The following is a 25,281-nucleotide window of genomic DNA, read 5'->3' as shown; positions in this document are numbered from 1 at the left end:
TCTATGTCACGGATTCCCGCTCGCCCTATTATCTGCGTCCCGGCGTCAGGCCGTCGTTCGGGTATATCGGACCTCCCGGCTATGCCGGTGAATACGCCTGGCGCAAGTCGATCGGACAATGCGTCGAGGATCTCGGATATGGGCGCTGGTCGCCCTGCGGTACACGATAATGAATCTGAGCAAGCTTACAGCGGCCGCGTTGGCCGCCGCCTTGATACTGCCCTACGGGCTCGCGTCAGTGGCTGAGGCCGCACCTGCAAAGAAACGCAAGACGGTCCGCGTTCACAAGCCGGCGCCCGCACCGCAACCCTATCGCTGGCGTCCGGCCGACCCATCGTTCGATCAAAATGGACGTCGCTACCAGCCGCCGCCCGGTCTGCCCTGCCCGGTTGATCTCGGCTACGGCCGCTGGGCGTCTTGTCTCTGGGACGACTGACGCGCCCTCTGACAGGCAAAGAAAAAGCCGGCCACGAAGGCCGGCTTTTCGTTGTCTGAAGACCGCTGCGCGATCAGCGCCTGGCAGCGCGCTTCGGCTTGTCCCAGCCGTAATAGTCGAACCAGTAGTTCATCCACCATCCGCCGAGGACGGGAACGACGCAGTTCGCGGTCGAAACGAACACTTCGCGCTGGGTCAGCTCGCGCTGCGCCACGATGGTGCCGACGATCGGCGAGACGGCGGCGCAAGCGGCAGTCGTCGCAATGAAAGCGCCGCTAGCGCTGTGAATACCGTGGCCGCCCTTGCCACTCAGCCAGCTGCCGGTGTGATGGCCGGACCGCAGAGCAAAGTAAGCCCCGGTCGCACCGGCACCGACGGCGAAATTCGATGCCGCGAGGCGCGGATCGCGGACAGTCCACGGCTGCTGCGCCCAGTAGCCCCACCACGGCGCATACCAGGGAGCCGGAGTCACGACGACCTTCGCACGCTTCTGCTTTGCTTCAGCGCTTCCGCCGGTGAACAGCACCGCTGCGGCCAACGCCGCCAGAACAAGCCCCATCTTTCGCATAAGACACCCCCAAATGGCCGCCGGACTTGTTTTGATGTCCCGGTCAGTCGAACGAATCCCGGTGGGCGATTCCACCGCCAGATTCGCAACTAGATGGTATCCGTGAGCCGAAGTCGAGATCGCGGCGCTGGTTTTTCCCAAGCGGTGCGGGTTTTTCCAAAGTGTTGCGTTCAAAGCACGCGATTGGGATCGCCGGGCGTCTGTTATGAACGGTGTTGTGGGCGCACTTACGTCACGGCGTAACCTGCCCGCTTCAGGCGCACGATTGCGAGGTCCAGCGACGACAGAAAGGACGAGCGGTCCCTCGCGGTGAACGGCGCCGGACCGCGGGTGGTGGCGCCCGACGACCGCAGATCATCCATCAGGTTGCGCGTGGCCAAAGCCGCACCGATCGAATCGTCGTCGAACATCCGACCATTGGGCGCAAGGGTGGTCGCCCCCGCCTTCACGCTCCGGCTTGCGAGCGGAATATCCGCGGTCACGACGACCGCACCCGGCCGGGCACGTTCGGCGATCCAGTGATCCGCCTCGTCCATGCCGCCGGGCACGACCACGCGTTCGATCCACGGCTCGCGAGGCACGGCAATCGGCGCGTTCGCGACCATGACAACCTTCACACCATGCCGCTCCGCCACCCTGTAGATTTCCGGCTTGACCGGGCATGCATCTGCGTCGACCAGAATGACGATCGGCCCACGCTCGCCGTTCGATACCATTGTTCTGAAAATCCTTGTCGGGGCTGCGCCATGCGCATGATTGTCGTCACCGCTCTCTTCGCGCTCCTGCTTCACGGCGTAAAGCCCGCGCTAAGCACGGAGCCGCTGGCAGACCTGTGCGCCCTTGCCGCCAGTACGGGGACGCCGCAGATCGCCGGCCTCGCCATCGTCTACCTGTCGGCGCTCGGCGATACGGCGCAAGCGCGGCACTGGAAGCACATCATCATCCATCAGATGGAGGGGCCTGCGGGTGCTGCGAAGAATGCGGCGCATGCACAGGCGAAGTCCCCGACGAGGCGCGGCACCACGCTCTGGGTCGAGACCGACGGCACCGTTTACTGGTCGGTGCCGGAGACCGCGATCCCGACTCACGGCGACGGCGCCAATCGCAAGGACAACAAATACATTCCGAATCTTGCAACCTACCGGCGCGTCGTGAAGGACAACAGTCTCGGCATCGAGTTCTCCGGCAACTTCCCGGATGTGCGCAAGCCTGCGACACGCGCACAGCACGACGCGCTGATGAGACTCCTGCCGTTCCTGCAGCAGCGCTACAACATCGCGCCCGAGAACATCTACGCGCATAACTGGATCGCTTGCCCCTGAAATTGTGAATCCGCGAACAATTCGTCGGCCGTGCGCGCACGCGGAAGGTCGCTCCCGGTTGCTTGCCGAGGTCTATCACCGCAAGCGACAGCGCATCCGCCGCGTTCCGGATCGTCCCCGAGAGCGTGCGACCGGCGCCGATCAGATCGGCAGGTCAGGAAAGGTTGCGCCGTAGCAGCTATGCGGGTCTTTCCTGATCAGGGCGAATTAGTGAAGCGGCGGCGTTTGCGACGAAGGCGGCGGCTCACTCGCGCCCGACGTTAACTTACGCCAGATCTGGGCGGCCGCTAACAGCGCGATCAGGATCGCGAAACATCCCAACACAATATAGAACGGCTGAAATTGCCAGGGCATGGTTTCGTGGAATGCATTGAAGATATCCCGGAATTCCTTTGCCGCTGCGGCGCCCATTTCCTTGTTGAACTCACCGATGAAGTTGCGCAGTTGCGTGGCGACCTCCCCTTCCATCGCCTTCAGCCTGGCCTCTGTCACGCTCTTCAACTGAAAGAAAAACAGATCCTTCTGCAACGTCGATGCAAGATTGAGTGCGATCTTTGAGCTGTCCGGGAAGATTGCCGACAGGATCTGCGCATTGCGTGAAATATCCCCGACGAGTGAGAGCGCGGACTTGTACTCCTTGTCGGTGAGGTTTTTGCCGGACAGGTAAGCGAGTTTGATATCGCCGGTCAGCTTGTCGGTCTGCTTAAGCACCGAATCCCGCAGCCGGATCGCAAGGTCAGATGTCGCGCGAGACTGCGCCTGAATGTTTTCGAAGGCCTTGTTATAGGCCGTGTAGCCATAGAACAGGAATGTCGAGACCGCGGTGACAAGCGCGGCCAGCACGACCTTGTCGATGATCGTGTCGAACATCGCGCTTACGGCATTTTTCCCGGTCATGGCGACTATTGTGAAAAGCTGATGCGATAGGTCGCGAGATTGGTCTTCAGAACCCACTCATCCTGCTGGGTGGGGTTAAGGAATTGCAGTGGCAGGTGATAGAAGACGCGGTTGCCCGCACCCAGCCGCACCTCGAACGCCTGCTGCGACGTGCTGCGCCTCAATTGCATATAGGCGGGACGACGTGCTTCCCATCGGAAGACGACCAGAGCCGCCATTCGCCGCGACAGGTCAAGCGGCCCCAGCGCTTCATATTGCCGGAGGATACTGAGTTGCTGCGGCTGCCACTGGATGGTCGCGGGCGGAATGACGATGCCGGACCGAAAGGCCCGGAAACGCCGGCCGACCCCGTCCTCGAATGCGCGTGCCGATAACACCCGGCACGGTGACGGATAGCCGTTGGGCCCGCACACATCGGTCTCGTACGACAAGTAGATATCGATATCGAGCCGGTCCTGGCTGGCGTTCGCGTGGTCCTGCGCGAACAGGAGGCCGGCAGAAAGCGCGGCTGCGAGCAGCTTTGCTGAACGGACGATTGGCACCGCACGCACCCCCCGCGCGAAGTCTGGCGACGGAGGTAAATTATCAATTCTCGTTAAAGTTGTCTAGCGCACGAGTTCGCGCATTGCGCGATCGAGACCATCCAGCGTCAGCGGGTACATCCGTCCGCCCATCAGCTGCCGCATCATGCGGATCGACTGGGTGTAGTCCCACTCCTCTTCCGGCACCGGATTGAGCCACACGGCCGCGGGATAGGTGCGCGTGATGCGCTCCATCCAGACCTGCCCCGGCTCCTCGTTCATGTGTTCGACCGAACCGCCCGGCATCGCGATCTCGTAAGGCGACATCGACGCGTCGCCGACGAAGATCACCTTGTAATCGTGCGGATAGGTATGCATCACGTCGAAGGTCGGCGTGGTGTCGGTGAAGCGGCGGCGGTTCTCCTTCCACACCCGCTCGTACAGACAATTGTGGAAGTAGAAATGCTCCATGTGCTTGAACTCGGCGCGCGCCGCGGAGAACAATTCCTCCGTCACCTTGATGTGCCAGTCCATCGAGCCGCCGACATCGAAGAACAGCAGCACCTTCACCGCGTTGTGCCGCTCGGGGCGCATGTGAATGTCGAGATAGCCCTTGTGCGCGGTGCCCTTGATGGTGCCGTCGAGATCGAGTTCGTCAGGCGCGCCGGTGCGCGCGAATTTCCGCAGGCGCCGAAGCGCGACCTTGATGTTGCGGGTGCCGATCTCGACCTCGTCGTCAAAATCCTTGAACTCGCGCTTGTCCCAGACCTTGACCGCACGGCGATGCGTGCTTTCCCCGCCGATGCGGATGCCCTCCGGGTTGTAGCCTGAATTGCCGAAGGGCGAAGTGCCGCCCGTCCCGATCCACTTTGACCCGCCCTGGTGCCGGCCCTTCTGCTCCTCGAGCCGCTTTTTCAGCGTCTCGAGCAGTTTGTCGAGCCCGCCCATCGCCTGGATCTGCTTCTTCTCTTCTTCGGTGAGATACTTGTCGGCGAGCTTCTTCAGCCACTCCTCGGGAATCTCGGCGGTCAACGCCTCTTCCATCAGCGAGAGGCCCTTGAACACATGGCCGAACACGCGGTCAAACTTGTCGAGATTGCGCTCGTCCTTCACCAGCACGGCGCGCGACAGATAGTAGAAATCCTCGACCTTGCGCGATGCGAGGTCGGCATCCATCGCCTCCATCAGCGTGAGATATTCGCGGAGCGTGACCGGAAGCCCGGCGGATTTCAGCTCTGCGAAAAAGGTGATGAACATCCGTGTCCTCGCGCACTTGTCGCGGCGACTTCGCTGCAACGCACCAACAGAAAGACCGCCGGAGCGGCGCGGTCAAGTTCCCGGCCCGTCCGGTCACGCAAACAGGTCTTGGCGCGGGATTTAATCGCGGTAAGCTAATCTGGAAAGCCTCCAGAGTGCTGGCGCGGCATTTCGGGCGCTTCAAAGACCGACAAGGCGGCACGGCCGTCACGCCGAAAGCCGCCGGTTTCAGAAAACCGGGAGGTTTCGCCATGGCCAAGAAGCAGCTGACCGTCAACGGCAAGCGGGTCACGATCGATATCGACGACCCCGACATGCCGCTCCTCTACGCCCTTCGAGACAATCTCGCATTGCATGGTCCGCGCTTCGGTTGCGGTCTCGCGCAATGCGGCTCCTGCACCGTGCATGTCGACGGCAAGTCGGTGCGCTCCTGCGTCACGCCGCTTTCGTCGCTCAACGCCAACCAGAAAGTGGTGACGCTCGAGGGCCTCGGCACCCCGAACAAGCCGCATCCGGTGCAGCAAGCGTTCATCGATGAGCAGGCGGCCCAATGCGGCTATTGCATCAACGGCATGATCATGGAGTCGGCGGCCTTCCTCGCCAGTAACAAGAAGCCGAGCGATGCCCAGATCCGTCAGGCGCTCGCCAACAATCTTTGCCGCTGTGGCACGCACGATCGCATCGTCAAGGCGGTCAAGCGCGCATCGAGCATGGCGTAGGGAGGCGGACATGAACATGCAGATTTCACGTCGCAAACTCCTGAAGGGCACCGGCGCGCTTGTCGTCACCTTCTCGCTCGCGGGCAAGGCGGGCGAAGCGCTCGCGCAGGCACCAGCCGCTGCGAAGCCGGTTGCACTCACCGAAGTGGATTCGTTCCTCGCCATAGACAAGGCCGGCAAGGTCACGGTCTATTCCGGCAAGGTCGATCTCGGCACAGGTGTGCGCACCGCCCTCGCCCAGATGGCCGCCGAAGAACTCGACGTGCCGTTCAATCAGGTGTCGCTGATCACCGGCGATACGCAACTCACCCCGGATCAGGGCACCACCTGGGGCAGCCTCAGCGTGCAGGTCGGCGGCATGCAGATCAGGAACGCCGCCGCGACCGCTCGCAATGCCTTGATGGACGAGGCCGCCAGGAAGCTCGGCGTGAAGCGCGAAGAGCTCACCGTTTCCGACGGCACGATCTCCGGCGGCGGGAAGAAGATCACCTATGCGCAACTCGTGGGCGGCAGGTCGTTGTCGCTCAAGGTCGACGACAAGGTGAAGACCAAGGACCCGGCGTCGTTCAAGATCGTCGGCAAGTCGGTCGCACGCGTCGACATCCCCGACAAGGTGACGGGCAAGTTCACCTACATGCAGGACTTCCGCGTTGCCGGCATGATGCATGGCCGCGTGATCCGTCCGCCGGCCTTTGGTGCGAAGCTGGAAAGCGTCGACGAAAGCTCGGTGAAGAACATTCCGGGCGTCCGCGTCGTGAAGGAGAACAACTTCCTCGGCGTCGTCGCATCCTCGGAATGGAATGCGGTCCGCGCCGCACGGCAGCTCAAGGCGCAATGGTCGAAGTCGGAGACCCTGCCCGACCAGGCCAAGCTCTGGGAGCATGTGCGCAACACCAAGGTGGTGCAGGACCAGGTCACCAGCAATGTCGGCAACACCGCCGGCGCAGGCATGGCGCTTGCCAGTGCCGGCAAGAAGCTGGAAGCGACCTACGACTTCGCGATCAACCTGCACGGTTCGATCGGACCATCCTGCTCGGTTGCGGAGTTCAAGGACGGCAAGCTGACCTCGTGGTCCGCCTCGCAGGCAACGCACACGCTGCGCAAGCAGCTCGCGCAGATGTTTTCGATGCCGCCGGAGGATGTGCGCTGCATCTATGTCGAAGGCGCCGGCTGCTATGGACGCAACGGGCATGAGGATGCCGCGGGCGATGCGGCCATTCTTGCGAAGGCCGTGGGCAAGCCGGTGCGCGTGCAATGGTCGCGCGCCGATGAGCATGGCTGGGAGCCGAAGGGTCCGCCGACCCTGATCGACATGCGCGCCACGCTCGATGACGGCAATAACGTCGCCGCTTGGGAAGGCGATTTCTACATGCCGCAGCAGACCGCGGGCAGCTTCCTTGTGCCGCTGACCGGGGCCGTGCTCGCGGGAATGCCGCAGAAGGATGATATCGCACCCGGCAACGTGTTCCAGAATTCGGCAATCCAGTACAAATTCCCGAATATCAGGACCGTCTGCAAGCGGCTGGAAAACACCGTGTTCCGTCCGTCCTGGATCAGGACGCCGGGACGCATGCAGAACACCTATGCCAACGAATGCTTCATGGATGAGCTCGCCGCCGAGGCGAAATCCGATCCGATCGCATTCCGACGGAAATATCTCGACGACAAGCGTGGGCACGAACTACTCGAACGGCTGGTCAAGCTCTCGAACTGGGAGGCACGGCCCGCTGCGCAGATGAAGCAGACCGGCAATATCCTGAAAGGCCGCGGCATGTCGTATGTGAAATACGAGCTCGTTCGTACGTATGTCGGCGCGGTCGCGGATGTGGAGATCGACCGCACCACCGGCAAGGTGTCGGTGCCGCGCTTCTATCTGGCGCACGATTGCGGCCAGATGATCAATCCGGAAGGCGTCAAGTTGCAGCTCGACGGCAACATCATCCAGACGCTGAGCCGCACGCTGATCGAGGAAGTGAAATGGGACCGCTCGATGGTCACGACGCTCGACTGGGCAAGCTATCCCATCATCACCTTCCCGGACGTGCCGCAGATCGCTTACGACCTGATCGATCGCCCGAATGAGCGGCCATGGGGCGCCGGCGAGCCGGCGGCGGCGGTGGTGCCATCCGCCGTCGCGAACGCCATCTTTGACGCCACCGGCGTCCGGATGCGCTCGGTGCCGTTCACGCCGGAGAAGGTCAAGGCCGCGCTCGGCACCGCCTGATCACACGCCTGCGGGAGGCGCCCGTGCCTCCCGCAACCTTCTCGCGAAATGCGCGCCGCCCCTAAAAGGCGCGCTCAATTGTGCACTGTTCTGGAAATATTCTTCCTGCATTTTAATTGATTTTCTCAGGACGGCGTTGGCATTTTGCTGCGAAGCAACAGACCGGAATGTGAACCGGAAGCCTCGTGTCCGACCGCGCATCACTGCAAGACGACGTGGTGTTTATCGAACGGCCGCCTGCCGGCCGAACACGCGTACGCGTCGAAGGTCGCTATGCGCTGGCGAGCCGATGGAACGAGCGTGGCGAGCGCCGCGAATTTGCCTGCCACACCGTCGAAATATCCTGCGACGAAATCGTATTGACCGGACCGGTCGCAGGCCCGGTGGGCGAACGGATCATCGGGGTCTTCGACGAACTCGGACAACTCGAAGGTCAGATCGTGCGGCTGGTCGAAGGCGGCTTCGTCATGAGGCCGTCCTTATCCAAGGACCGGCGAAAATGGCTCGCAGACCAGATCGACTGGCTGGACAAGCACGCGCATTTCAATCTGCCGAATGACCGCACACACAAGCGGTCCGTTCCGAAAGTACCGCACTCCACGGTGCTGCTCTCCGATGGCAGCATGCGCAGCTGCCTCATCATCGACATGTCAGTGTCGGGGGCCGCTGTCTCCGCCGAGATTTCTCCTCAGCTCGGCGATGTTCTGGCGGTCGGAAAGGTGATCGGCCGGGTGGTGCGGATTTTTCCCGAAGGCTTTGCTGTGCGCTTTATCGAATTGCAGCATCCGGCCGCGCTGGAACGCCTGTTGCTTAGCGCGTGACGCCGTCCGTATGATCGTCGCGCCGCCGGTACCGACGACGTTCGTCGGAGGGGCGCCGCCGAATTGCAACCCCCAATCCCGGTATTTCTCGGCGCCTATCCTCAGGCGCGAACAGCCGGCGGTAGCGCCCGTGAATCGCAGACACAATTACGTATTGCGCTGATGGTGCTCATATTTCCGCCAAAAGCATTCTGCTAAGCGATATCATCTGATCCTGGATCCCCATGCGCGCCCTGATTGTCGCGGCCGTTGCCGCTCTCGCCAGTCTGACTGCGAGCCTGCCCGCCGGGGCGCAGGTTCGTACCCCCTCGCCCCTGCAGCTGAACGGCGCTGCCACGACCGGCCCGGGCGCAGGTCCGATCCGGATCGAGTGGGAGGTGAGAAACCGCTTCCGCCTGTTCCGCAACGAGGCGGATTTCCGCCGGCATGTCGCCGCGCATCGTGGCGACGGCGTTCTGGCCGCCGAGCAGCGGCTGGCGCACGCGACCGACGGTCGCGGCTGGGCGCGCGACATGGTCGACAACCTGTGCGTCGATCACAGCGGACGCATGCCCGAGACCTGCCTGCGCGACGGCCAGAAGGAAAGCTATCTCAGCCCGATCGACCATCCGATCACCGCGATGGCTGCAGGCGCAGTGCCGCCCGACACGACCTGCGCCTGGCGTTTCGACGACGGCGAAAGCACGCCCGGCGAGGCGACGACACGCTGTGACGATCCGGTTCGCATTCGCGTGCGGCACGGACGCCCGACGATCGCGACCGTCGATGTCGCGCTTCCGGACGGCACCGCGCAACGCGTGACGACGGAGATCCTGGTCCGCGATTTCCTGATCGCCGGCATGGGCGATTCCATTGCGGCGGGCGAAGGCAATCCGGATCGCGCGATCGCTCTCGACGACGGCGGCTTCTGCTTCCGGCGCTTCCTTGCGGGCACGACCAGCGAATATTTCCGTCCCGGACGCTCGGGCTTCAAAGGCAACAAGGCCTGCGATCCGGCCCTCTCGGTCGGCAGCGGCAACACCTCGGCGGATTGGGCGAAGCTGAATGCGCGCTGGTGGAGCGCAGCCTGCCACCGCTCGCTTTACGGCTATCAGGTGCGAGCGGCGCTCGCTTTGGCGATCGAAAATCCGCACATCGCGGTGACCTTCCTGCCGCTCGCCTGCTCGGGCTCGACCATCGACGCCGGCTTCTTCAATTCGCTGCGCGCGCGCGAATGTCCGTCGACCGGCGCCTGCACGCCGACGAATGTCGCACAGATGGCGCGGCTGAAGGAGGCGATCGACCTCGCCCGCAAGACCGACAAGGAACGCAGCCTCGACGCCATCCTGCTCACCATCGGCGCCAACGATATCTGGTTTTCCGGTCTCGTCGCCGACGTGATCACCGAAGCCGCCACAGAGCGCGCCTTGTTCAAGCGCGGCGGACTGATTGCCGATGTCTCGGATGCGCGCGGCTATCTCAACGAGTTTCCGCGCGACTTCGCGAAGCTGCGCGACGCGCTGAAGCCTTATCTCGACAACAACCTGCAGCGCATCGTCTATGTCACCTACGGCAACCCCGCCATGGTGAATGGCGGCCAGGTGTGCGCCGGCGGACGCGCGGGCTTCGACGTGCATCCCGCTTTCAATGTCGATGGCGCGCGCCTGCGGGAAACATCCGAATTCGTCGAAAAGGAATTCCTGCCGCGCCTTCGCTCGCTTGCGACCTGCGAAGCGAAAGGCGCATGCCGCGATCCGCGAACCGAGCGCATGACGTTCGTGGATCAGCATCAGGCCGAGTTCGCGTATCGGGGCTTCTGCGCCCGCTCGCCCAACGACCCGGTGTTCGACCGCGAGTGCTTCCTGGAGAATGGCGAAAGCTTCGAAGGCAACCCGTCGCAGGCTGCGACCGACCCGCTGCGCTGCAATCTGCGGGCGCGCGATTTCCGGCCCTACAGTTCGCGCGCACGCTGGATCCGCACGGCGAATGACAGCTACTTCACCGCGATGACCTTCCCGGAGGGAATCTCGAATACGCTGCAGCCGAGCGACCTGCATGACGCGACATGGGGCGCGACCAGCGCCGTCTATGGCGGCGCCGTGCACCCGACGGCGGAAGGCCATGCGGCGATGGCCGATGCGGCGCTGCCGGCGCTGCGTGCGGTGCTCGGGATTCAGCCGCCCGTTCAGGTGCGCGCCGAACCGCTCGCGCCGTTGCAGTTGCCCCAGACGCCGACGCGGTAAGTTTCGATCTGTACGGTCGGGAAATCCGCCGGCGGCCGCTTCAGCTCGCCGAGCGCATGAACTTTTCGCCCTTCGGCTTGCGGATCTGCTTGACCGGCTGCGGCCCGCAGGCGAGCGCGTTCAGGCAGGCCGGCTGTGCCGATGTCTTCGCGGGCTTCTTGCCCTGCGCCATGGCCGAGGAAGCGGCCAAGGCGATTGCGGCTGTGACAGTCACTGCGACCACGATCTTCATCGCACTCTCCCGGACCAGAACGACGCCGGGTCAGCCTCGCAACGCGGAGACGACCGCGTTCGTGTCGGCTACCCAGCCGAAAAAGGTTTCGACATTATGCTCGGTCGCGGCGCGGATGAAAGGGGGCCCGGCGGGCAAGGTGGCGTCGCTGACTAGCACGGCAAAATAATCCAGGTGATAGGCCGCGCGGATTGTCGATTCGACGCCGACATTGCAGGCAATGCCGCACACGAACAGCGTGCGGATGTCGCGGCCGCGCAGATCGCTGTCGAGCGAGGTCCCCGCAAAGCCGCTGTCGCGCGATTTGCTGATCACGAGATCGCCCACCTCCGGAGCGAGTTCCTCCACGAATTCGTAATCCCACGTGCCGTGCGTCAGGATCTGGCCTTCGGTCTCGGGATGCGCGCGCATGTAGCGCAGCGCGTTCGACTTGTGGAAGATCGGCGCGCCCGGCGGCGCTTCGTGCCGGTCCGGCGAAAAGCCGTTCTGCAAGTGGACGATGGTCATGCCCGCCTTGCGCGCCGCATCGATCAGCAACCGCACCTGCGCAATGACGGCGGGCGCCTCGGCAACGCTGAAGCCGATCCGCTCCAGGTAACCGCCCGGCGAGCAGAACGCATTCTGCATGTCGTTGATCACGAGCGCAGTGCGCGCCGAGACAAATTCCAGCGGCGACGGCCGCGCAGTCAGCGTCGGCACGCTCAAGCCACGCCGAGCTTCTTCTGCAGGCTCGTCGACGAGGTGGTGTACTGGAAGGTGAGCTTCTTCTCGGGATAGACGTAGCGGTGGATCTTCTGTGCCGCCAGAGCGCCTTCATGGAAGCCGCACAGGATCAGCTTCAGCTTGCCCGGATAGGTATTGATGTCGCCAATCGCGAAGATGCCCTTCTCGCTGGTCTCGAAACTCGCGGTTTCAACCTCGATCAGATCGTCGTCGAGCTTCAGCCCCCAGTCGGCGACCGGGCCGAGTTTCATGGTGAGGCCGAAGAACGGAAGGATCGCATCGCAGGCAATCTCGAAATTCGATCCGTCGTTGCGCTTGACGATCGCCTTCGACACCTGACCGTCATTGCCTTCGAGCGATGTGACCTGACCGAGCACGAAATCGATCTTCCCCTCGCCGACCAGCGCCATCATCTTGTTGACACTGTCGGGCGCCGCGCGGAATTCCTGGCGGCGATGCAGAAGCGTCAGGTGCGACGCGATCGGCGCAAGATTGAGCGTCCAGTCGAGTGCGGAGTCGCCGCCGCCGGCGATCAGAAGCTTCTTGCCGCGAAACTGCTCCATCTGCCGCACGGCATAATGGACGGATTTGGCCTCGAAAGCCTCGATGCCCGGGATCGGCGGGCGCTTCGGCTGGAACGAGCCGCCACCGGCCGCGACGATCACTGCCCTGCATTCGAACACCTTGCCGGCATCCGTGGTCACGCGGAATTCCGGATCGCCGATGCGCTCGATGGTCTGCACCATCTCGCCGAAATGGAAATGCGGACCGAACGGCTTGATCTGCTCCAGCAGCGCCTTGGTCAGGCCGTCGCCGGTGACGAGCGGGATGCCGGGAATGTCGTAGATCGGCTTTTCCGGATAGAGCTCGGCGCACTGGCCGCCCGGCTTGTCGAGGATGTCGACGAGATGCGTCTTGATGTCGAGCAGGCCGAGTTCGAACACGGCGAACAACCCGCAAGGGCCGGCGCCGATGATCAGCACATCGGTCTTGATCACATTCGTCGCGTCCAGCATGAGGTCACCTGCCCTGATAGCTTGGTGTGCGCACCAGAAGTCCGTCGAGCTCGTCGCTCATCTTGATCTGGCATGACAGCCGCGAATTCGCACGGACGTCATAGGCGTTGTCGAGTTGCTCATCTTCCTCGAGCGTACGCTCGCCAGTCTTCGCCAGCCATGCCTCATCGACATAGATATGGCAGGTGGCGCAGGTGCACGAGCCGCCGCATTCGGCAACGATCCCGGAGACCGAACCGCGCATGGCCGCTTCCATGACCGTCTCGCCGGGTTCGGCTTCGACGTGGTGGACGGTTCCGTCGTATTCGATAAAGGTGATTTTCGGCATCGGATGACTGACGTTTTTGGAGAGATGGTTTGTATCCAAACCAATTCCCGGCGTCATCCCCGCAGCGGCGGGCTGCGGGGTTCCGGATCAAGCTTTCCCGCGAAGTGACAATCGCAGTGCAACAGAGCCGCGCAGTGCAACAGGACTGCGCAGTGCAACCGGCTCAGGCCTGCCGCTCCGGCGTGCGTACGATCAGGCCGTCGAGCTGGTCGGAGACCTTGATCTGGCACGAGAGCCGCGAGTTCGGCTTCACGTCGAATCCGAAATCCAGCATGTCCTCCTCCATCGGAGAGGGCGCGCCCACGATCTCGGTCCAGGCTTCGTCGACATAGACGTGGCAGGTGGCGCACGCACAGGCACCGCCGCATTCCGCCTCGATACCGGGAATTCCGTGCTTGATGGCGTTCTCCATCACCGTGGAGCCGTTTTCGGCATCGACGGTGCGGCTTTCGCCTCCGTGGTCGATAAAGGTGATTTTGGCCATCTTAGGCTTGCAACTTCCGCTTCAGAGGGGGAGTGGCCGGCCAGACGGCCGCCGCGCCCGCTATATAACGATCAGCCGGAATGCGCCAGCATCGATCTTCAGCGCATGACCTTGCAGTCCGAAGAGGTCTGCGAGGCGCTGAGAATGGTGATGGGCCCGCCGACCACCGAACTTTGAGTTCGGATATTGCCCTTCCCTTCCTCGCGCACGAACGGGGCGCGGTAGGTGCATGTCATGGCGGCACCCGCGCCCTTGAACTCGATCTCACCCTTGAACCCGCCGGCATCGAAGGCCCGCAGAACCACGAGCTTGTCGCCATCGATCAGCCAGATGCCGTCTCCGCCCGCGGCTGGCTGGCCGGGCGTGCCGATACGCGCTCTCATTGGAAGCGCCTTGCTGCGCGGGCCTCGCGGCGTCGTGACCGTGCGGGTATTTTCTCCCGATATGCGGCCCTCGTCGTCGATCTTGAATTTCAACACCATCGTCATCTGCGTATTGAAGTCGCCCTCCGCGCGGCGGATGCGCATGTTGTAACTGGCGCGCGCCTGGATGCCGATGCCCTTCAACTCATCAAGCGTGATAGCACTGGCCGGCGCGGTATCGACAACGACCGCAAACGCAAGCGCGATCGAGAGATAGCGGGTTACTCGCAGAACTTCCGGTTGTTGAAGGTGAAGCATTTCTGCGGATCTCCCGGTTTGCGGTCGACTTGCGCCGCCGGTTGATTGTCGAGAGCGGGTCGATCATTGGCCTTGGGCTTCTCGCTATCCATATCGATCGTGGCCCAGCGATAAGCCCCGCGCGAGCGCGTCAGAAGCCAGGTCCGGCCGCTGCACTTGTCCACCAGCATCGCTGCGGGAGGCTCGATCCGCGGGCGCGCGGGGATCAGCTCGAAGCACGCGGAATTGGCGCTCTGCGGCTCGGCGCCCTGAGCGTTCGCGGCGCCTGCAAGCACCAGAGCCGCGATGGCCAGGCCTGCGCATTTCATTCGCAGAAGCGGCGGTTGTTGAACGTGAAGCATTTGCTTCCTCCGGCGGCCGGGCGTTCTGGCGCAGGCGCGGCCTGCTTGTTCGGGTCGGCAACGCAGCCACCCTTTGCAACCACCTGACCGGCGGGGCAGACGATGCGAACACAGCGATCGCTCTCGACCTTCTCATCGGCGCGGCAGACGAGCGGACATACCCGCTTCTCAAACCTGCGGATCAGCGAGAGCGTATCGGATGAAATGTCTTCGGTCGTTGCAATGCGCACCGAAGCAAACTTGGCAAACTTTTTCAGCGCCTCGCGTGCCGGCGCACCAAATTCGCCCGACACCGGATCGTCGTAGCATCCGACCCGCTTCAGTTCGAACTGGACCGACCGTGCGAGTTCAGCGCGGTCGGCTGCAGCCGAGGATTTCGCCGCAGATTGCGCAGCCGCGCTCGCGGCATCCTGCTCCGCCCTCAGCGCCGCGAGCTTGGCCTCGGCCTCGGCGCGATGCGCGCTCTTCGGAAATTCGGTGATGAAGCGCGTGACCTGAGCGGAGTCGCGGGAATCCTTCACCAGATTCCAGACGACTTCATCGGGGCCGGGCCGTCGAACCGCCTCGGCGTTCAAAGAAGCGAACCGTTGCTCAGCATCGGGGCGGAAACGGCTCTTCGGATATTCCGAGAGAAAGCGAGCGAACTGCCCCGGATCGCGCGAATCCTTCACGAGGTTCCAGACCACTTCGTCGGGCGCGGGGCCCTGCACGACCGGCGGCGTCGGGACCGGTGCGGCCGGCTTCAGGTAGATCGCCTCGCGAGAGAGAGAGCCATAGACGAACGGCAACTGGGCCTTGCGCGTGGCCTCGATCACATCGTCGCGCACGTTGCGGAACAGGAAGGTGATTTCCAGCCCCGGTGTTTCGATGTGCTTCAGAAGCGACGCGCTGAAGGGCGAATTGCGCCCGGCGCCATCGGCCGCCGTCGTGCCTTCGCGCGCAGCGAATGCGATGAGCACATTGCCCGTCGGCTCGACCGCGGCAAGTCCGCGCGATACCGCGCGGGTGCGGACCGTGCGTTGCATCTTCGCTGCGAACGGATTGTTGCGGCAGGCATCGAGGATCACGACACCGAGACGCGTGGCATTCTCGACCAGCGGCGTGACGCTCTTGAGCGCGATCGCTTCGTGATCGACATCGACGTCGGCTTTCAATTCGGCATCGACCGGAATGAGATAGTTTTCACCCCCCACCTCCATGCCGTGGCCGGCGAAGAAGACGATTGCGATTTCAGAGCCCCGCGCCTTGCGCGCAAAATCGAGAAGGCCGCGCCGCATGCCGTCGAAAGTGCCGTCTTTGACCTTGAGGACCTCGAAGCCGAGGCGCTCGAACGCGGCTCCGATGTCATTGGCGTCGTTGCCGGGGTTGTCGAGCGGCGAGACGTTCTTGTACGCGCTGTTGCCGATCACGAGCGCGACGCGCTGCGCCTCTGCGAATCCTGTGGATAACGCGATGGTTGCAGCCGCAATGACTGCAATTGCAATCGTCAGAAAATGGCGACGTCGCATGGCGTGAGTCCCGCCTGGCGCCCTTGAAAACAACGGTGCCAGATTAGTGGTTCGGGACTTGGTTGCAAACTGACTCGCCGCGGTTTGCAGTTGAAGCAACCGCCGGGCGGCAAAAATTTTGGCGGGTGATGCCGCCCGATGCCAACCCGGCGGGCTGGCGCAGTTTCGCCTCCAGGGGGCGTTCAGGCGGGGCTGAGCAACCCGGCAATTTCAGCCTGGGTATCGCGAACCGCCGCACGCAGGCTGGCCATTCCGAGAGCCCGGCCCGATGCGTTGCCGGCGCTGGCGGCTTCCTCGATCCGGGCTGCCGCACTTGCCAGCGCGAAGGCTCCGATGCCGCGCGCAGACCCCTTCAGCGTATGCGCGGCTGCGGCCGCAACCGGGGCCTCGCCGAATTCGATCCGCTCCATCAGGAACCCGATCTGACGCTCGAACAGTAACAGGACATCGCGCTCAAGTTCGCGGTCGCCGAGCGTCATCCGCGACAGGTGAACCAGGTCAATCGGCCGATCCCCCGGGACCAACGGGGGCGACGCAACGGCGCCCAGCGCCGTTTGGGTGATTTCGATCATCGCACGCCTCCGGAGCTCTAATGGCTCCTATCCGCACAATTTGACCTCGCATCGGCCAAAGCTGGGTAAAAAAACGCCGATTCAGAAGCCGTTTCGCCCAACAAGTGCAGGGGTGGTTAACGGCCGCTACCGGACCGGTTCCCCGGCTGTCCCAAAATCACACAACTGCAAAGCCACACCGTTAACGATGATTAAGAGGGGATTAATGCAGCGGTTTAATTCGCGGGGCCGAGCCGGTAGTATGAGGACTTGGGGGGCTGTTGTCCTGGCAGGACCTGTCGACCGGGGGGAAACCACCGGCCCTTGACCGAAGTGTCGGAGGGGATGCCTGGACCGTGCCCGTCTGTAGTGTCAGTGAGGCGGGATAAAATGTCCAATAACCCGAAGAAAATCGTGGATCCGACCGAAGCGGCTATGGCGGCGATCCAGGAGGCGCTGAAGGTTAGAGACGCGGAGATGTCCGCACCGCGCCCCACGGCGGCTCCACAAACCGCCCGCGACGAAGCCCGCAAGTCTCCTGACGAGCCGGCCGCATCCGCGCCAGCGACCGAGTCGCGCCGCCGCGAGCGCGAGCGTGCCGCTCCCGTGCCGAAGCCGAACGATGAACTCATCATCGCTGACAGTCCCGCTGACGTTGAGCCCGGCCGTCCCGCCAATGACGACTGGAAGTCGGTCGGACAGATCCTTCAGAGCACACGCGTCCCGTCGGCAAAGCCGCTGTTCATCGCAGCCGGCGTTCTGTCGGCCGCATGGATCGTCTTCGCGGTCATTCTGACCGCGCCCTATTTTTCAAACCTGCAGCAGAACTTTGCGTTCACGCTGCTCGCGCTTCTTCTGACGTTCCTTGCGCCGGTCGGATTCTTCTTCACTGTCGCGCACATGGTTCAGCGTTCGCGCGAGATGCGCGCGCTGTCGCAGTCCATGGCCGAAGTCGCACTGCGTCTTTCCGAGCCGGAAGGTCTTGCCCGCGAGTCCATCGTGACCGTCGGTCAGGCCATTCGCCGCGAAGTCGCAGCGATGGGCGATGGCGTAGAGCGTGCGCTTGCACGCGCCGCCGAACTCGAAACGCTGGTCCAGAACGAAGTCGCCACGCTCGAGCGCGCCTACAACAACAACGAAATGCGCATCCGTGGCCTGCTCGACGAACTCGCCGCGCAGCGCGACAGCCTGATCGGGCAAGCCGAGCAGGTGCGCAACGCCATCACCGGCGTGCATCTCGATCTCAATCAGGACATCACCGGGATCAGCGATCAGGTCGCCGCGCAGGTTTCCGCCGCGACCGACGGCATCACCCGCGATCTGCAGGACAAGACCGATCACATCACGACCACGCTCAATCGCGTCAGCGACGAGATGCTGGCCCAGCTCGGCGAGCGCGCCGGCGAAATTCTGGAGCGTCTGCAACAGACCGCACAGGAAACCGCCCAGGCGGTCGATGCCATCGCGCAGACGGCGGCCTCTTCGATCGAGAATTCGGGTTTTGCGACGACCAGCGCCATCGACAGCGCGGCGGAGCGTCTCAATGCCGGCCTCGCCTTCAAGACCGAACACGTTGCGGAAGAATTCGACGTCCTGTCGCAGAACCTCATCGAGATGATGCAGCTGCGGCTTGCCAATGTGACCAACGACTTCTCGCAACGCTCGATGACCATCACCGAGCTGATGAGCGAGCGCGCCAACGAGATCTCGTCCGGCCTGCTGCAGGTTTCGGCGCAGGCTGCCGAGACCCTCACCCAGGTATCGGAACAGACGTCCGAGACGCTGAGCCAGATCGCAGCGCAGGCCGCGGAAAACATCGCGATACGCGGCGAGGAAGTGAACTCGACGCTGCGCGCCACCGGCGAGTCCCTCGTCGTCGATCTCAGCCTGCGCGGCGGCGACGTCGTGGAGAAGCTCGAACAGACCGGCTCGACCATTACCGGGACGATCGTCGCGCGCGGCAACGAGCTGATGGAGACGTTCCGCAGTTCGGCCGACACCATCGCAACCACCGTCGGAACCCATGGCGACGCGCTGAAGGAAATGCTGAGCGCGCGCCTCGTCTCCTTCGAGGAGATGTTCACGCAGGGCGGCGCGGCTCTCGCCGAGCGCATCGCGAACGATTCGTCCAATCTCGGAAACCTGATCACCCGCCATCTCGGCGAGTTCGACCGCACCGTGAAACTGCACGGCGCCGAGCTCGTGGAACGTCTGGGCGATCGCACGCAGTCGGTCACCGATACGCTGCGTTCGTGCATCGATAATTTCGACGAGCGGATCGGCGGCAAGACCGGCGAGATCACCACCGCGCTCGACATGCGTCTCGTGCGCTTCCAGGAAGCGCTGGACAGCCGCACGCAGACCCTCAACGAAGCGCTCGGCGGACGCGTGCTCGAGATCGCCAAAACCCTCGCCGAAGGCGGCAGGGAAGTTGTGTCGTCGCTCGAGAACCGCGTGTCGGAGGTCACGAGCGCCATCGACACCCGAAGCAGCGCACTTGCAGAAACCATCGCCGCCAAGGCGCAGGAGATCAATCAGGCGCTCGGGTCGCGCGCTCTCGAAGTCGCGAATACTCTCGATTCCCGCATCGGCAAGTTCGAGGAATTGCTGGTCGACCGTGCCGAGGCTGCGACGCAGTCCCTCGAGACACGTGGACGCAGCACCGCCGACTCCCTCGCCCAGGCCGCGACACGCCTTGCCGATCTGATCGAGACCAAGGGCACCAGCGCCGTACAGGCGCTGACGGAGCGTTCCGAATCGTCGATCCAGAGCGTCGAGACCCGCTCGCGCCTGGCGGCCGAGTTCCTCGCGGACCGCACCGAGAAGATGGCGATCGAGCTCGAAGCGCGCAGCAGGTCGATCGGTGAATTCCTCACCGAGCACGCCAACAAGGCCGCGGCCGACGTCGAAGAGCGGACCCGCACGGCGGCCGAATTCGTCCTCGACCGCACCGAGCAGGTCGCCGGTCAGATCGAAAGCCGCACCCGCACCGCCGCCGACCTCGTGGTCGAGCGCACCGAGCAGGTCGCCAGCCAGATCGAGAGCCGCACCCGCACCGCAACCGACCTCGTGGTCGAACGCGCCGAGCAGGTCGCCAGCCAGATCGAGAACCGCACCCGCGCAGCCGCTGAAGAGATCCATAACCGCGCGGAACAGGTCGTTTCGCTGGTGGAAACCCGCGCCCGCTCCGCCACCGAAGCGGTGACGGAGCGTGCCGAGACCGCCGCCCTCCAGATCGAAGGCCGGACCCGTACGGTTACCGACATCCTCACCGAGCGCGCGGAAAAGGCGGCTTCGCAATTCGAGACGCGGTCCCGTGCCGCGACCGAGGTGCTGACCGAGCGCGCCGAGCAAGTCGCAACCCAGATCGAGGGGCGCACGCAGGCCGTTGCCGGTGTGCTGGCCGAACGCGTCGAAAGCGCCGCGACCCAGATCGAAAGCCGCGCCCGCGCCTTCGTCGACACGCTGACCGAACGGACCGAACACGCCACGGCGCATGTCGAGGGCCGCACGCGGTCCGTTGCCGACATCCTCACCGAGCGCGCCGAACACGCCGCCATCCAGATCGAAGGCCGGACCAAAACCGCGACCGAAATCCTGGCTGAACGCGCCGAGCAGGTCGCCGCGCAGGTCGAAGGCCGCGCCCGCGCCGCAGCCGATACATTGATGGAGCGCAGCGAGGCGATCGCCCAGCAGATCGAAACCCGCGCACAAGCGGCGACCGACATGCTTGCGAGCCGCTCCGAGGTGGTCACGAGCCAGGTCGAATCCCGCACCAAGGCAGCGGCCGAGTCGCTCAACGCCCGTATGGAAGCGCTCGCGCTCTCCGTCAGCGAGAATACCGGCCAGGCCGAACGGTCCTTGTCGCAGCTGGCCCACAGCTCGACCGACGCGATGCGGACCGCCGCGACGGAAGCCGAACGCGTGCTGGCGGTCGTTTCCGCCGGCATCGGCTCCACGCTCAAGCAGAATGCAGGCGATGTCGAACGCACCCTGCTCAGCGTCAGTGCGGAAGTCGCACGCGGTTTTATCGGCAAATCCGAAGAGATCGCGGCGGCCGTATCGGCTCGCGCCGCCGAAATGACGCGCGCCCTCGATGCGAATTCCTCCACTCTCCTCGCCGCCCTGTCGTCGAAGAGTCAGGAATTCACCGGCGAAGTTCAGCGCGCCACGCAACAGGCGGTCAGCGCCATCGAGAGCAAGGGCTTCGACTTCACGCGCACCATGCTCGACAATTCGAACGAACTGGCCCGCGTGATCAACGACGCCAGCGAGGCCGCGACCGCGCGCGTCAACCAGACCATGCAGAACCTGCAATACACGACCCGCGAGGCCATCGAGGAGTCGCAGCGGGTCACGGCCGAGTCGGTGGAGATGGCCATCACCACCGCCCGCGATGCGCTCGAGAAGTCCAAGCGCATCACGACGGAATCGGTCGAGCAGGCCGCCCTCACCACCCGCGAAGCGATCGAACAATCGCAGCGGATCGCGGCCGAGTCGGTCAATCAGGTCATGGAATCGCATGCGCGTCTGCGCGGCGAGTCCACGTCGCTGTTCGAGCGCATGCGCGAGGCCAACGTGCTGCTGCACGAAGTGCTCACCGCCGCGCACGAAAACATGGCCACGATCGAGGATTCACTCACCACACGGGTGACCGAGTTCGCCAATGCCATGAACGACGTGACCGCACGCAGCGGCACGGTCGGCGAGCAGATCACCGCGCATGTGCACTCGTTCAAGTCGGACACCACCACGGTGCTGGAGAATCTGTCGGAAATCTCCGTGCAGTTCGCCCATCACGGCCGCATGCTGGTGCAGGCCGTCGAAGCGATGGAGAAGAGCAACCAGCGCACCGAGGAGACGGTGTCGGAGCGTCGCGCGGCGCTCGAGACCCTCGTCACCACCCTGGACAGCAAGTCCGAGGATCTGGAGCAGCGCCTGCAGCGCTTCACCGCCCTGCTCGATCAGTCGCTGAGCGGAGCGGATTCCCGCGCCCGCGAGATCGCCCGCATGATCGCGGAGAGCTCGACCACCGGCACGCGCACCATCGCCGAGCAATACGAGCTTGTGCGCGAGGCGAGCGAAGCCGAAAGCAAGCGCACCAGCGATCTGATGCGTACGATCTACGAGCAGTCGATCGGTGAAGCCGACCAGATGTTCCGTCAGTCGTCCGAGCGGTTTGCGGAGACGCTGGCGAGCATGAAGGAAATGGCCGCCGAGATGCAGACGCAGCTCGAGCAGACCCGCGCTGAATTGCGGCGTGGCATCCTCGAATTGCCGCAGGAAACCGCCGAGAACGCCGCGCAGATGCGCCGCGTGATCGTCGACCAGATCGAGGCACTGGCGGAGCTCAACCGCATCGTCAGCCGGCACGGCCGCAGCATCGAGGCGAACGAGCCGCCGCGCCGCGCCGAACCGATGCTGGCCGTGGTCGGCGGCGGGCGCGCCGAAGCACGACCGCAAGCGCGCCATCCCGAACAGCAGCCGCCTGCCGGCCGTCCGGCCGCTCCGGCCCAGCCTCCGCGTGGCGAGGCCTATCCGCAGCAGGCTGCACCGGCGTCGCGCAACCAGACCGGCTGGCTGTCGGACCTCCTGCAACGGGCCGACGAAGGCCATGCGCCGGCCGGTCCACAGCATGGACGCCCTGCACAGCCCCCGGCGGCGCAGCGTCCGCTGGACTCGCTCGACGCCCTGTCGGCCGACATCGCCCGATTGGTGGAACACGAGGCGTCGATCGAGATGTGGGACCGCTACAATCGCGGCGAGCGCAACGCCTTCACGCGTCAGCTCTACACGATGAATGGTCAGCGGGCGTTCGATGACATCCGCAACCGCTATCGCGCGGATCGCAATTTCCGCGGGACCGTGGACCGTTACATCGCCGAGTTCGAACGGCTGCTCGAGGATGTGTCGCGTGACGAGCGCGGCGGCCAGGCCATGGTCCGCACCTATCTCATCTCCGAAACCGGCAAGGTCTACACCATGCTCGCGCATGCAGCCGGCCGCTTCGACTGACGGGATAAGCCCCTGAGAGACGATTGGGAGGGCGTGTCTTCGGACACGCCCTCTTCTTTTTGCGGCAAGGCCAGACTGCCGTCCGCAAGGGATACCGTTTGCGCGCGAATTTGCGGAGCGTGATCCGGAGCCAGCCCGGGAAAATATCACGCGAATGAGAGCTGGCTCACAGTCCGCCCGGCCCGCCTCCCGCAGACTGCCTCCACCGATCCAGGGAGGCGATGATGTCTGCGTTCGCCCGCGTCCTGCTGATTGTTCTGACCATGGCCGGAATGCCTGCGGCGAAGGCCGCCTGCATCGTCGGCGATAGCCCGAAAGACTCGCCGGCGGATCCGCCGGCCCATGCGGGTCGTTGCAATGCACCCGAGCCACCGGACGGACGGGTGACCACCGAGCAACTGGACGCGATCATGAAATGGATCACGCAACGCTTCGAGTTGCCCCCATCGGCGGATCCTCCCGCGATCGTTTTCGAGAGCCCCGCCGGTCTGTCTCGCATGCGCCATGGCGGTTTCGTGCCGCATCCCTCCAACCAGAGCGCGCCGAACGCCCCACATCGCTCGGGTCGAGGCGACATCCTCGCGGTTTACAACGATGCTCGACGCACAATCTATTTATCCGATGAGTGGACCGGAAAAACCGACGCCGACCTGTCAGTGCTGGTGCACGAAATGGTGCATCATCTGCAGAATGTGGCCGGCCTCAGATACAGCTGCGCGGGCGAACGCGAGCACATTGCCTATCGCGCCCAATCGGCATGGCTCCTGCAGTCCGGCAAGTCACTGCAGAGCGAATTCCAGCTCGATGGCTTCAGCCTGATCGTGCACAGCAGCTGCCTTTGAGCGGGCCGCCCGATGCGGCCCGCCCGGATGCAGGCCCCTTACTCGGCCCGCACATTCATCTCGCGTGCGATATCGCCCCACAGCTTCAGGTCGCTGCGCGTGCGGCGGTCGAGCTCTTCCGGCTTGTCGGCAACCACCGGCAATCCGAGATCGAACAGCTTCTGCTTCACCTCGGGCGTGTTCAGCGCGAAGACCAGTTCGCGGTTGAGCACGTCAACGGCGGCCTTCGGAGTGCCCGCCGGGGCATAGAAGGCAAGCCATGACGTCGCCTCGAAGCCCGGTACCGTTTCGGCGATTGCCTGGATATCGGGTTGCCCCGCGAACCTCTCCTTCTCGCCGATACCGATAATCCGCAACAGCCCGCTCTTGTGCTGACCGATCACGGACGACACCGTTGCGATCACCGCCTGAATGTGTCCGCCCATGGCATCGTTCACGGCTGGTCCACCGCCCTTGTAAGGAACGTGCACCAGATCGATCCCGGCCTCGCGGTTCAACAAAAGTCCCGCCATATGCTGCGGGCTGCCGATTCCGGCCGTGCCGAAATGCACCTTCTTGGGGTTGGCTTTCGCATAGGCAACGAACTCGGCCACATTCTTTGCCGGCACATTGGGATTGACCGCGATGCCAAGGATGCCGCGGATCGCCGTGGTCAGCGGCACGAAATCCTTCAACGGATCGAACGGCATCGTCTGCACATGCGGGACGATGGTCATCAGCGCGTTGGTGGTCAGGAGGATGGTGTGGCCGTCAGGCGCCGACCGCGCGACGGCCAGCGTGCCAATGCTCCCATTACCGCCCGGCTTGTTCTCGATGACGACCGGCTGCTTCAGCCGCTCCTGCATCACCGGTTGAATCATGCGCGCCACCTGCTCGGTCGAAGCGCCGGGCGGATAGGGAAGCACGATCGTAATCGGACGGTTCGGGAAGTCCTGTGCCTGCGCCGCGACAGCCGCGACGGACAACATAAGCGCGCCAAGCAGCGCGCGTGAAACAGCAGACAGCATCAAAGTCCTCCCGGCCCTCGGGCCAAACCTTCGCTATTGCGAAATTGTTATCGGTTACACGAATCGTAGTGGAGGCACGCACCCACGGTCAAGCGCTCTGGGCGCTGATGACACCCGCATGACGCGAGCACGCCTGCGTCAGACCGCTCGCGCAAATGGTGGCGCAATACTATTGCTGCCGCCGCGGCGCCTGGGTGGCCGGGCGTCGGCCGCCGAAGATGATGCGCGAGGGGTTTTCGTCAAAAGCGCAGGCCGCCTGCCGGTCGGTCCGTGCGACGGAGGCAAGTATCGGCCCGCACGCTGCACCGGCTAGGTGACGATGAAATCTGCGTGGGTCAAAGCAAGTCCGGCCGTGATCGTCGCGAACTGGATGGCGCCACCCTTCCCATTGCCGTCCGCGTCATAATAGAGAGTGTTGCCGGCATAGATGATGTAGTCGTCCGCATCGGCGGGGGCACCGACGGCGAAATTGCCGGCATCAAGAGCGCCCGTGACCTTCAATTTGGTGAAGATCGCATTCTCCAGCTGGATCGTGTCCTCGATCACGTCGAAGTCCGCGATGGTATC

Annotated in this window: 23 protein-coding genes and 1 pseudogene; 8 read left to right on the top strand and 16 right to left on the bottom strand. The window is 63.8% G+C overall.

From position 1 onward, the window contains the following. The first annotated feature begins 169 nt into the window (after positions 1-169). Positions 170-436: a hypothetical protein gene (locus tag VNZ93_RS19445; protein WP_325709000.1), complete on the top strand. Its 267-nt coding sequence runs from the start codon at positions 170-172 to the stop codon at positions 434-436. 73 nt (positions 437-509) lie between these two features. Here the strand turns inward: VNZ93_RS19445 and VNZ93_RS19440 are convergent, their stop codons facing one another. Next, the gene (locus VNZ93_RS19440; protein ID WP_325708997.1) at positions 510-1,004 is read right to left on the bottom strand and encodes a hypothetical protein; all 495 of its coding nucleotides are present in this window, start codon (positions 1,002-1,004) and stop codon (positions 510-512) included. 227 nt (positions 1,005-1,231) lie between these two features. Next, a complete protein-coding gene (locus VNZ93_RS19435) occupies positions 1,232-1,720 on the bottom strand; it encodes a YaiI/YqxD family protein (protein ID WP_325708994.1) in 489 nt (162 codons plus the stop codon). A gap of 30 nt (positions 1,721-1,750) precedes the next feature. On the opposite strand from VNZ93_RS19435, the gene VNZ93_RS19430 reads away from it, so the two are divergent. After that, a complete protein-coding gene (locus VNZ93_RS19430; protein WP_325708992.1) occupies positions 1,751-2,326 on the top strand; it encodes a peptidoglycan recognition family protein in 576 nt (191 codons plus the stop codon). Between the two features lie 207 nt (positions 2,327-2,533). Here the strand turns inward: VNZ93_RS19430 and VNZ93_RS19425 are convergent, their stop codons facing one another. From VNZ93_RS19425 to VNZ93_RS19415, 3 genes are all read right to left on the bottom strand, one after another. Further along, positions 2,534-3,223 carry a hypothetical protein gene (locus VNZ93_RS19425; protein WP_325708990.1) on the bottom strand — a complete coding sequence of 230 codons (690 nt, stop codon included), beginning with the start codon at positions 3,221-3,223 and terminating at the stop codon, positions 2,534-2,536. 5 nt (positions 3,224-3,228) lie between these two features. Beyond that, positions 3,229-3,765, bottom strand: a complete 537-nt coding sequence (locus VNZ93_RS19420) for a hypothetical protein (RefSeq protein ID WP_325708987.1) — start codon at positions 3,763-3,765, stop codon at positions 3,229-3,231. Positions 3,766-3,828: 63 nt separating this feature from the next. Beyond that, positions 3,829-5,001: a VWA domain-containing protein gene (locus VNZ93_RS19415; RefSeq protein ID WP_325708984.1), complete on the bottom strand. Its 1,173-nt coding sequence runs from the start codon at positions 4,999-5,001 to the stop codon at positions 3,829-3,831. A gap of 251 nt (positions 5,002-5,252) precedes the next feature. Between VNZ93_RS19415 and VNZ93_RS19410 the strand changes: the two genes are divergently transcribed. The 4 genes from VNZ93_RS19410 to VNZ93_RS19395 all read left to right on the top strand — a co-directional run bounded on the left by VNZ93_RS19410 (position 5,253) and on the right by VNZ93_RS19395 (position 10,987). Beyond that, a complete protein-coding gene (locus VNZ93_RS19410) occupies positions 5,253-5,720 on the top strand; it encodes a (2Fe-2S)-binding protein (protein WP_325708981.1) in 468 nt (155 codons plus the stop codon). A 10-nt stretch (positions 5,721-5,730) separates the two neighbouring features. Beyond that, entirely contained in the window at positions 5,731-7,944 is a 2,214-nt protein-coding gene (locus tag VNZ93_RS19405; protein ID WP_325708978.1) for a xanthine dehydrogenase family protein molybdopterin-binding subunit, read from the top strand. A gap of 185 nt (positions 7,945-8,129) precedes the next feature. Next, positions 8,130-8,765, top strand: a complete 636-nt coding sequence (locus VNZ93_RS19400) for a PilZ domain-containing protein (protein ID WP_325708975.1) — start codon at positions 8,130-8,132, stop codon at positions 8,763-8,765. Positions 8,766-8,989: 224 nt separating this feature from the next. Then, positions 8,990-10,987 (top strand): hypothetical protein, encoded by a 1,998-nt coding sequence (locus VNZ93_RS19395; protein WP_325708972.1) that lies wholly within the window; start codon positions 8,990-8,992, stop codon positions 10,985-10,987. A gap of 40 nt (positions 10,988-11,027) precedes the next feature. Here VNZ93_RS19395 and VNZ93_RS19390 read toward each other — a convergent pair whose 3' ends face one another. The 9 genes from VNZ93_RS19390 to VNZ93_RS19350 all read right to left on the bottom strand — a co-directional run bounded on the left by VNZ93_RS19390 (position 11,028) and on the right by VNZ93_RS19350 (position 16,871). Beyond that, entirely contained in the window at positions 11,028-11,219 is a 192-nt protein-coding gene (locus VNZ93_RS19390) for a hypothetical protein (RefSeq protein ID WP_325708969.1), read from the bottom strand. A 30-nt stretch (positions 11,220-11,249) separates the two neighbouring features. Next, complete coding sequence (locus tag VNZ93_RS19385) at positions 11,250-11,918, bottom strand: isochorismatase family cysteine hydrolase (protein ID WP_325708966.1); 669 nt, start codon at positions 11,916-11,918, stop codon at positions 11,250-11,252. A 2-nt stretch (positions 11,919-11,920) separates the two neighbouring features. After that, complete coding sequence (locus VNZ93_RS19380) at positions 11,921-12,958, bottom strand: NAD(P)/FAD-dependent oxidoreductase (protein WP_325708963.1); 1,038 nt, start codon at positions 12,956-12,958, stop codon at positions 11,921-11,923. Between the two features lie 4 nt (positions 12,959-12,962). Then, on the bottom strand, positions 12,963-13,286 hold the full coding sequence (locus VNZ93_RS19375; RefSeq protein ID WP_325708960.1) for a 2Fe-2S iron-sulfur cluster-binding protein: 324 nt from the start codon (positions 13,284-13,286) through the stop codon (positions 12,963-12,965). Between the two features lie 163 nt (positions 13,287-13,449). After that, complete coding sequence (locus VNZ93_RS19370) at positions 13,450-13,770, bottom strand: 2Fe-2S iron-sulfur cluster-binding protein (RefSeq protein WP_325708957.1); 321 nt, start codon at positions 13,768-13,770, stop codon at positions 13,450-13,452. Positions 13,771-13,868: 98 nt separating this feature from the next. Beyond that, a complete protein-coding gene (locus tag VNZ93_RS19365) occupies positions 13,869-14,450 on the bottom strand; it encodes a hypothetical protein (RefSeq protein ID WP_325708955.1) in 582 nt (193 codons plus the stop codon). After that, entirely contained in the window at positions 14,414-14,791 is a 378-nt protein-coding gene (locus VNZ93_RS19360; RefSeq protein WP_325708952.1) for a hypothetical protein, read from the bottom strand. Before VNZ93_RS19360 ends, VNZ93_RS19365 begins: the two co-directional genes overlap by 37 nt. Then, positions 14,755-16,299, bottom strand: a complete 1,545-nt coding sequence (locus VNZ93_RS19355; protein WP_325708949.1) for a caspase family protein — start codon at positions 16,297-16,299, stop codon at positions 14,755-14,757. Before VNZ93_RS19355 ends, VNZ93_RS19360 begins: the two co-directional genes overlap by 37 nt. A 182-nt stretch (positions 16,300-16,481) precedes the next feature. Then, complete coding sequence (locus VNZ93_RS19350) at positions 16,482-16,871, bottom strand: Hpt domain-containing protein (RefSeq protein WP_325708946.1); 390 nt, start codon at positions 16,869-16,871, stop codon at positions 16,482-16,484. 393 nt (positions 16,872-17,264) lie between these two features. Between VNZ93_RS19350 and VNZ93_RS19345 the strand changes: the two genes are divergently transcribed. Then, on the top strand, positions 17,265-22,865 hold the full coding sequence (locus tag VNZ93_RS19345) for a hypothetical protein (protein ID WP_325708943.1): 5,601 nt from the start codon (positions 17,265-17,267) through the stop codon (positions 22,863-22,865). 224 nt (positions 22,866-23,089) lie between these two features. Next, a complete protein-coding gene (locus tag VNZ93_RS19340) occupies positions 23,090-23,707 on the top strand; it encodes a DUF6647 family protein (RefSeq protein WP_325708941.1) in 618 nt (205 codons plus the stop codon). Positions 23,708-23,745: 38 nt separating this feature from the next. On the opposite strand, the gene VNZ93_RS19335 is transcribed toward VNZ93_RS19340, so the two are convergent. Next, complete coding sequence (locus VNZ93_RS19335; protein ID WP_325708939.1) at positions 23,746-24,714, bottom strand: tripartite tricarboxylate transporter substrate binding protein; 969 nt, start codon at positions 24,712-24,714, stop codon at positions 23,746-23,748. Between the two features lie 309 nt (positions 24,715-25,023). Then, positions 25,024-25,281, bottom strand: a pseudogene (locus VNZ93_RS19330) (calcium-binding protein); the annotation flags it as partial.

The organism is Pseudorhodoplanes sp., from assembly GCF_035565795.1.
Lineage (GTDB): Bacteria > Pseudomonadota > Alphaproteobacteria > Rhizobiales > Xanthobacteraceae > Pseudorhodoplanes.
The sequence above is the reverse complement of the archived record's forward strand: the minus strand, read 5'-3'. Positions and strand labels throughout refer to the sequence as shown.

Coding starts and splice junctions, on each gene's coding strand:
- VNZ93_RS19375 (WP_325708960.1), bottom strand. CDS start 13,286: ATGCCGAAAATCACCTTTATCGAATACGACGGAACCGTCCACCACGTC.
- VNZ93_RS19350 (WP_325708946.1), bottom strand. CDS start 16,871: ATGATCGAAATCACCCAAACGGCGCTGGGCGCCGTTGCGTCGCCCCCG.
- VNZ93_RS19355 (WP_325708949.1), bottom strand. CDS start 16,299: ATGCGACGTCGCCATTTTCTGACGATTGCAATTGCAGTCATTGCGGCT.
- VNZ93_RS19360 (WP_325708952.1), bottom strand. CDS start 14,791: ATGCTTCACGTTCAACAACCGCCGCTTCTGCGAATGAAATGCGCAGGC.
- VNZ93_RS19380 (WP_325708963.1), bottom strand. CDS start 12,958: ATGCTGGACGCGACGAATGTGATCAAGACCGATGTGCTGATCATCGGC.
- VNZ93_RS19340 (WP_325708941.1), top strand. CDS start 23,090: ATGTCTGCGTTCGCCCGCGTCCTGCTGATTGTTCTGACCATGGCCGGA.
- VNZ93_RS19405 (WP_325708978.1), top strand. CDS start 5,731: ATGAACATGCAGATTTCACGTCGCAAACTCCTGAAGGGCACCGGCGCG.
- VNZ93_RS19430 (WP_325708992.1), top strand. CDS start 1,751: ATGCGCATGATTGTCGTCACCGCTCTCTTCGCGCTCCTGCTTCACGGC.
- VNZ93_RS19425 (WP_325708990.1), bottom strand. CDS start 3,223: ATGACCGGGAAAAATGCCGTAAGCGCGATGTTCGACACGATCATCGAC.
- VNZ93_RS19440 (WP_325708997.1), bottom strand. CDS start 1,004: ATGCGAAAGATGGGGCTTGTTCTGGCGGCGTTGGCCGCAGCGGTGCTG.
- VNZ93_RS19415 (WP_325708984.1), bottom strand. CDS start 5,001: ATGTTCATCACCTTTTTCGCAGAGCTGAAATCCGCCGGGCTTCCGGTC.
- VNZ93_RS19370 (WP_325708957.1), bottom strand. CDS start 13,770: ATGGCCAAAATCACCTTTATCGACCACGGAGGCGAAAGCCGCACCGTC.
- VNZ93_RS19435 (WP_325708994.1), bottom strand. CDS start 1,720: ATGGTATCGAACGGCGAGCGTGGGCCGATCGTCATTCTGGTCGACGCA.
- VNZ93_RS19410 (WP_325708981.1), top strand. CDS start 5,253: ATGGCCAAGAAGCAGCTGACCGTCAACGGCAAGCGGGTCACGATCGAT.
- VNZ93_RS19395 (WP_325708972.1), top strand. CDS start 8,990: ATGCGCGCCCTGATTGTCGCGGCCGTTGCCGCTCTCGCCAGTCTGACT.
- VNZ93_RS19335 (WP_325708939.1), bottom strand. CDS start 24,714: ATGCTGTCTGCTGTTTCACGCGCGCTGCTTGGCGCGCTTATGTTGTCC.
- VNZ93_RS19365 (WP_325708955.1), bottom strand. CDS start 14,450: ATGCTTCACCTTCAACAACCGGAAGTTCTGCGAGTAACCCGCTATCTC.
- VNZ93_RS19390 (WP_325708969.1), bottom strand. CDS start 11,219: ATGAAGATCGTGGTCGCAGTGACTGTCACAGCCGCAATCGCCTTGGCC.
- VNZ93_RS19445 (WP_325709000.1), top strand. CDS start 170: ATGAATCTGAGCAAGCTTACAGCGGCCGCGTTGGCCGCCGCCTTGATA.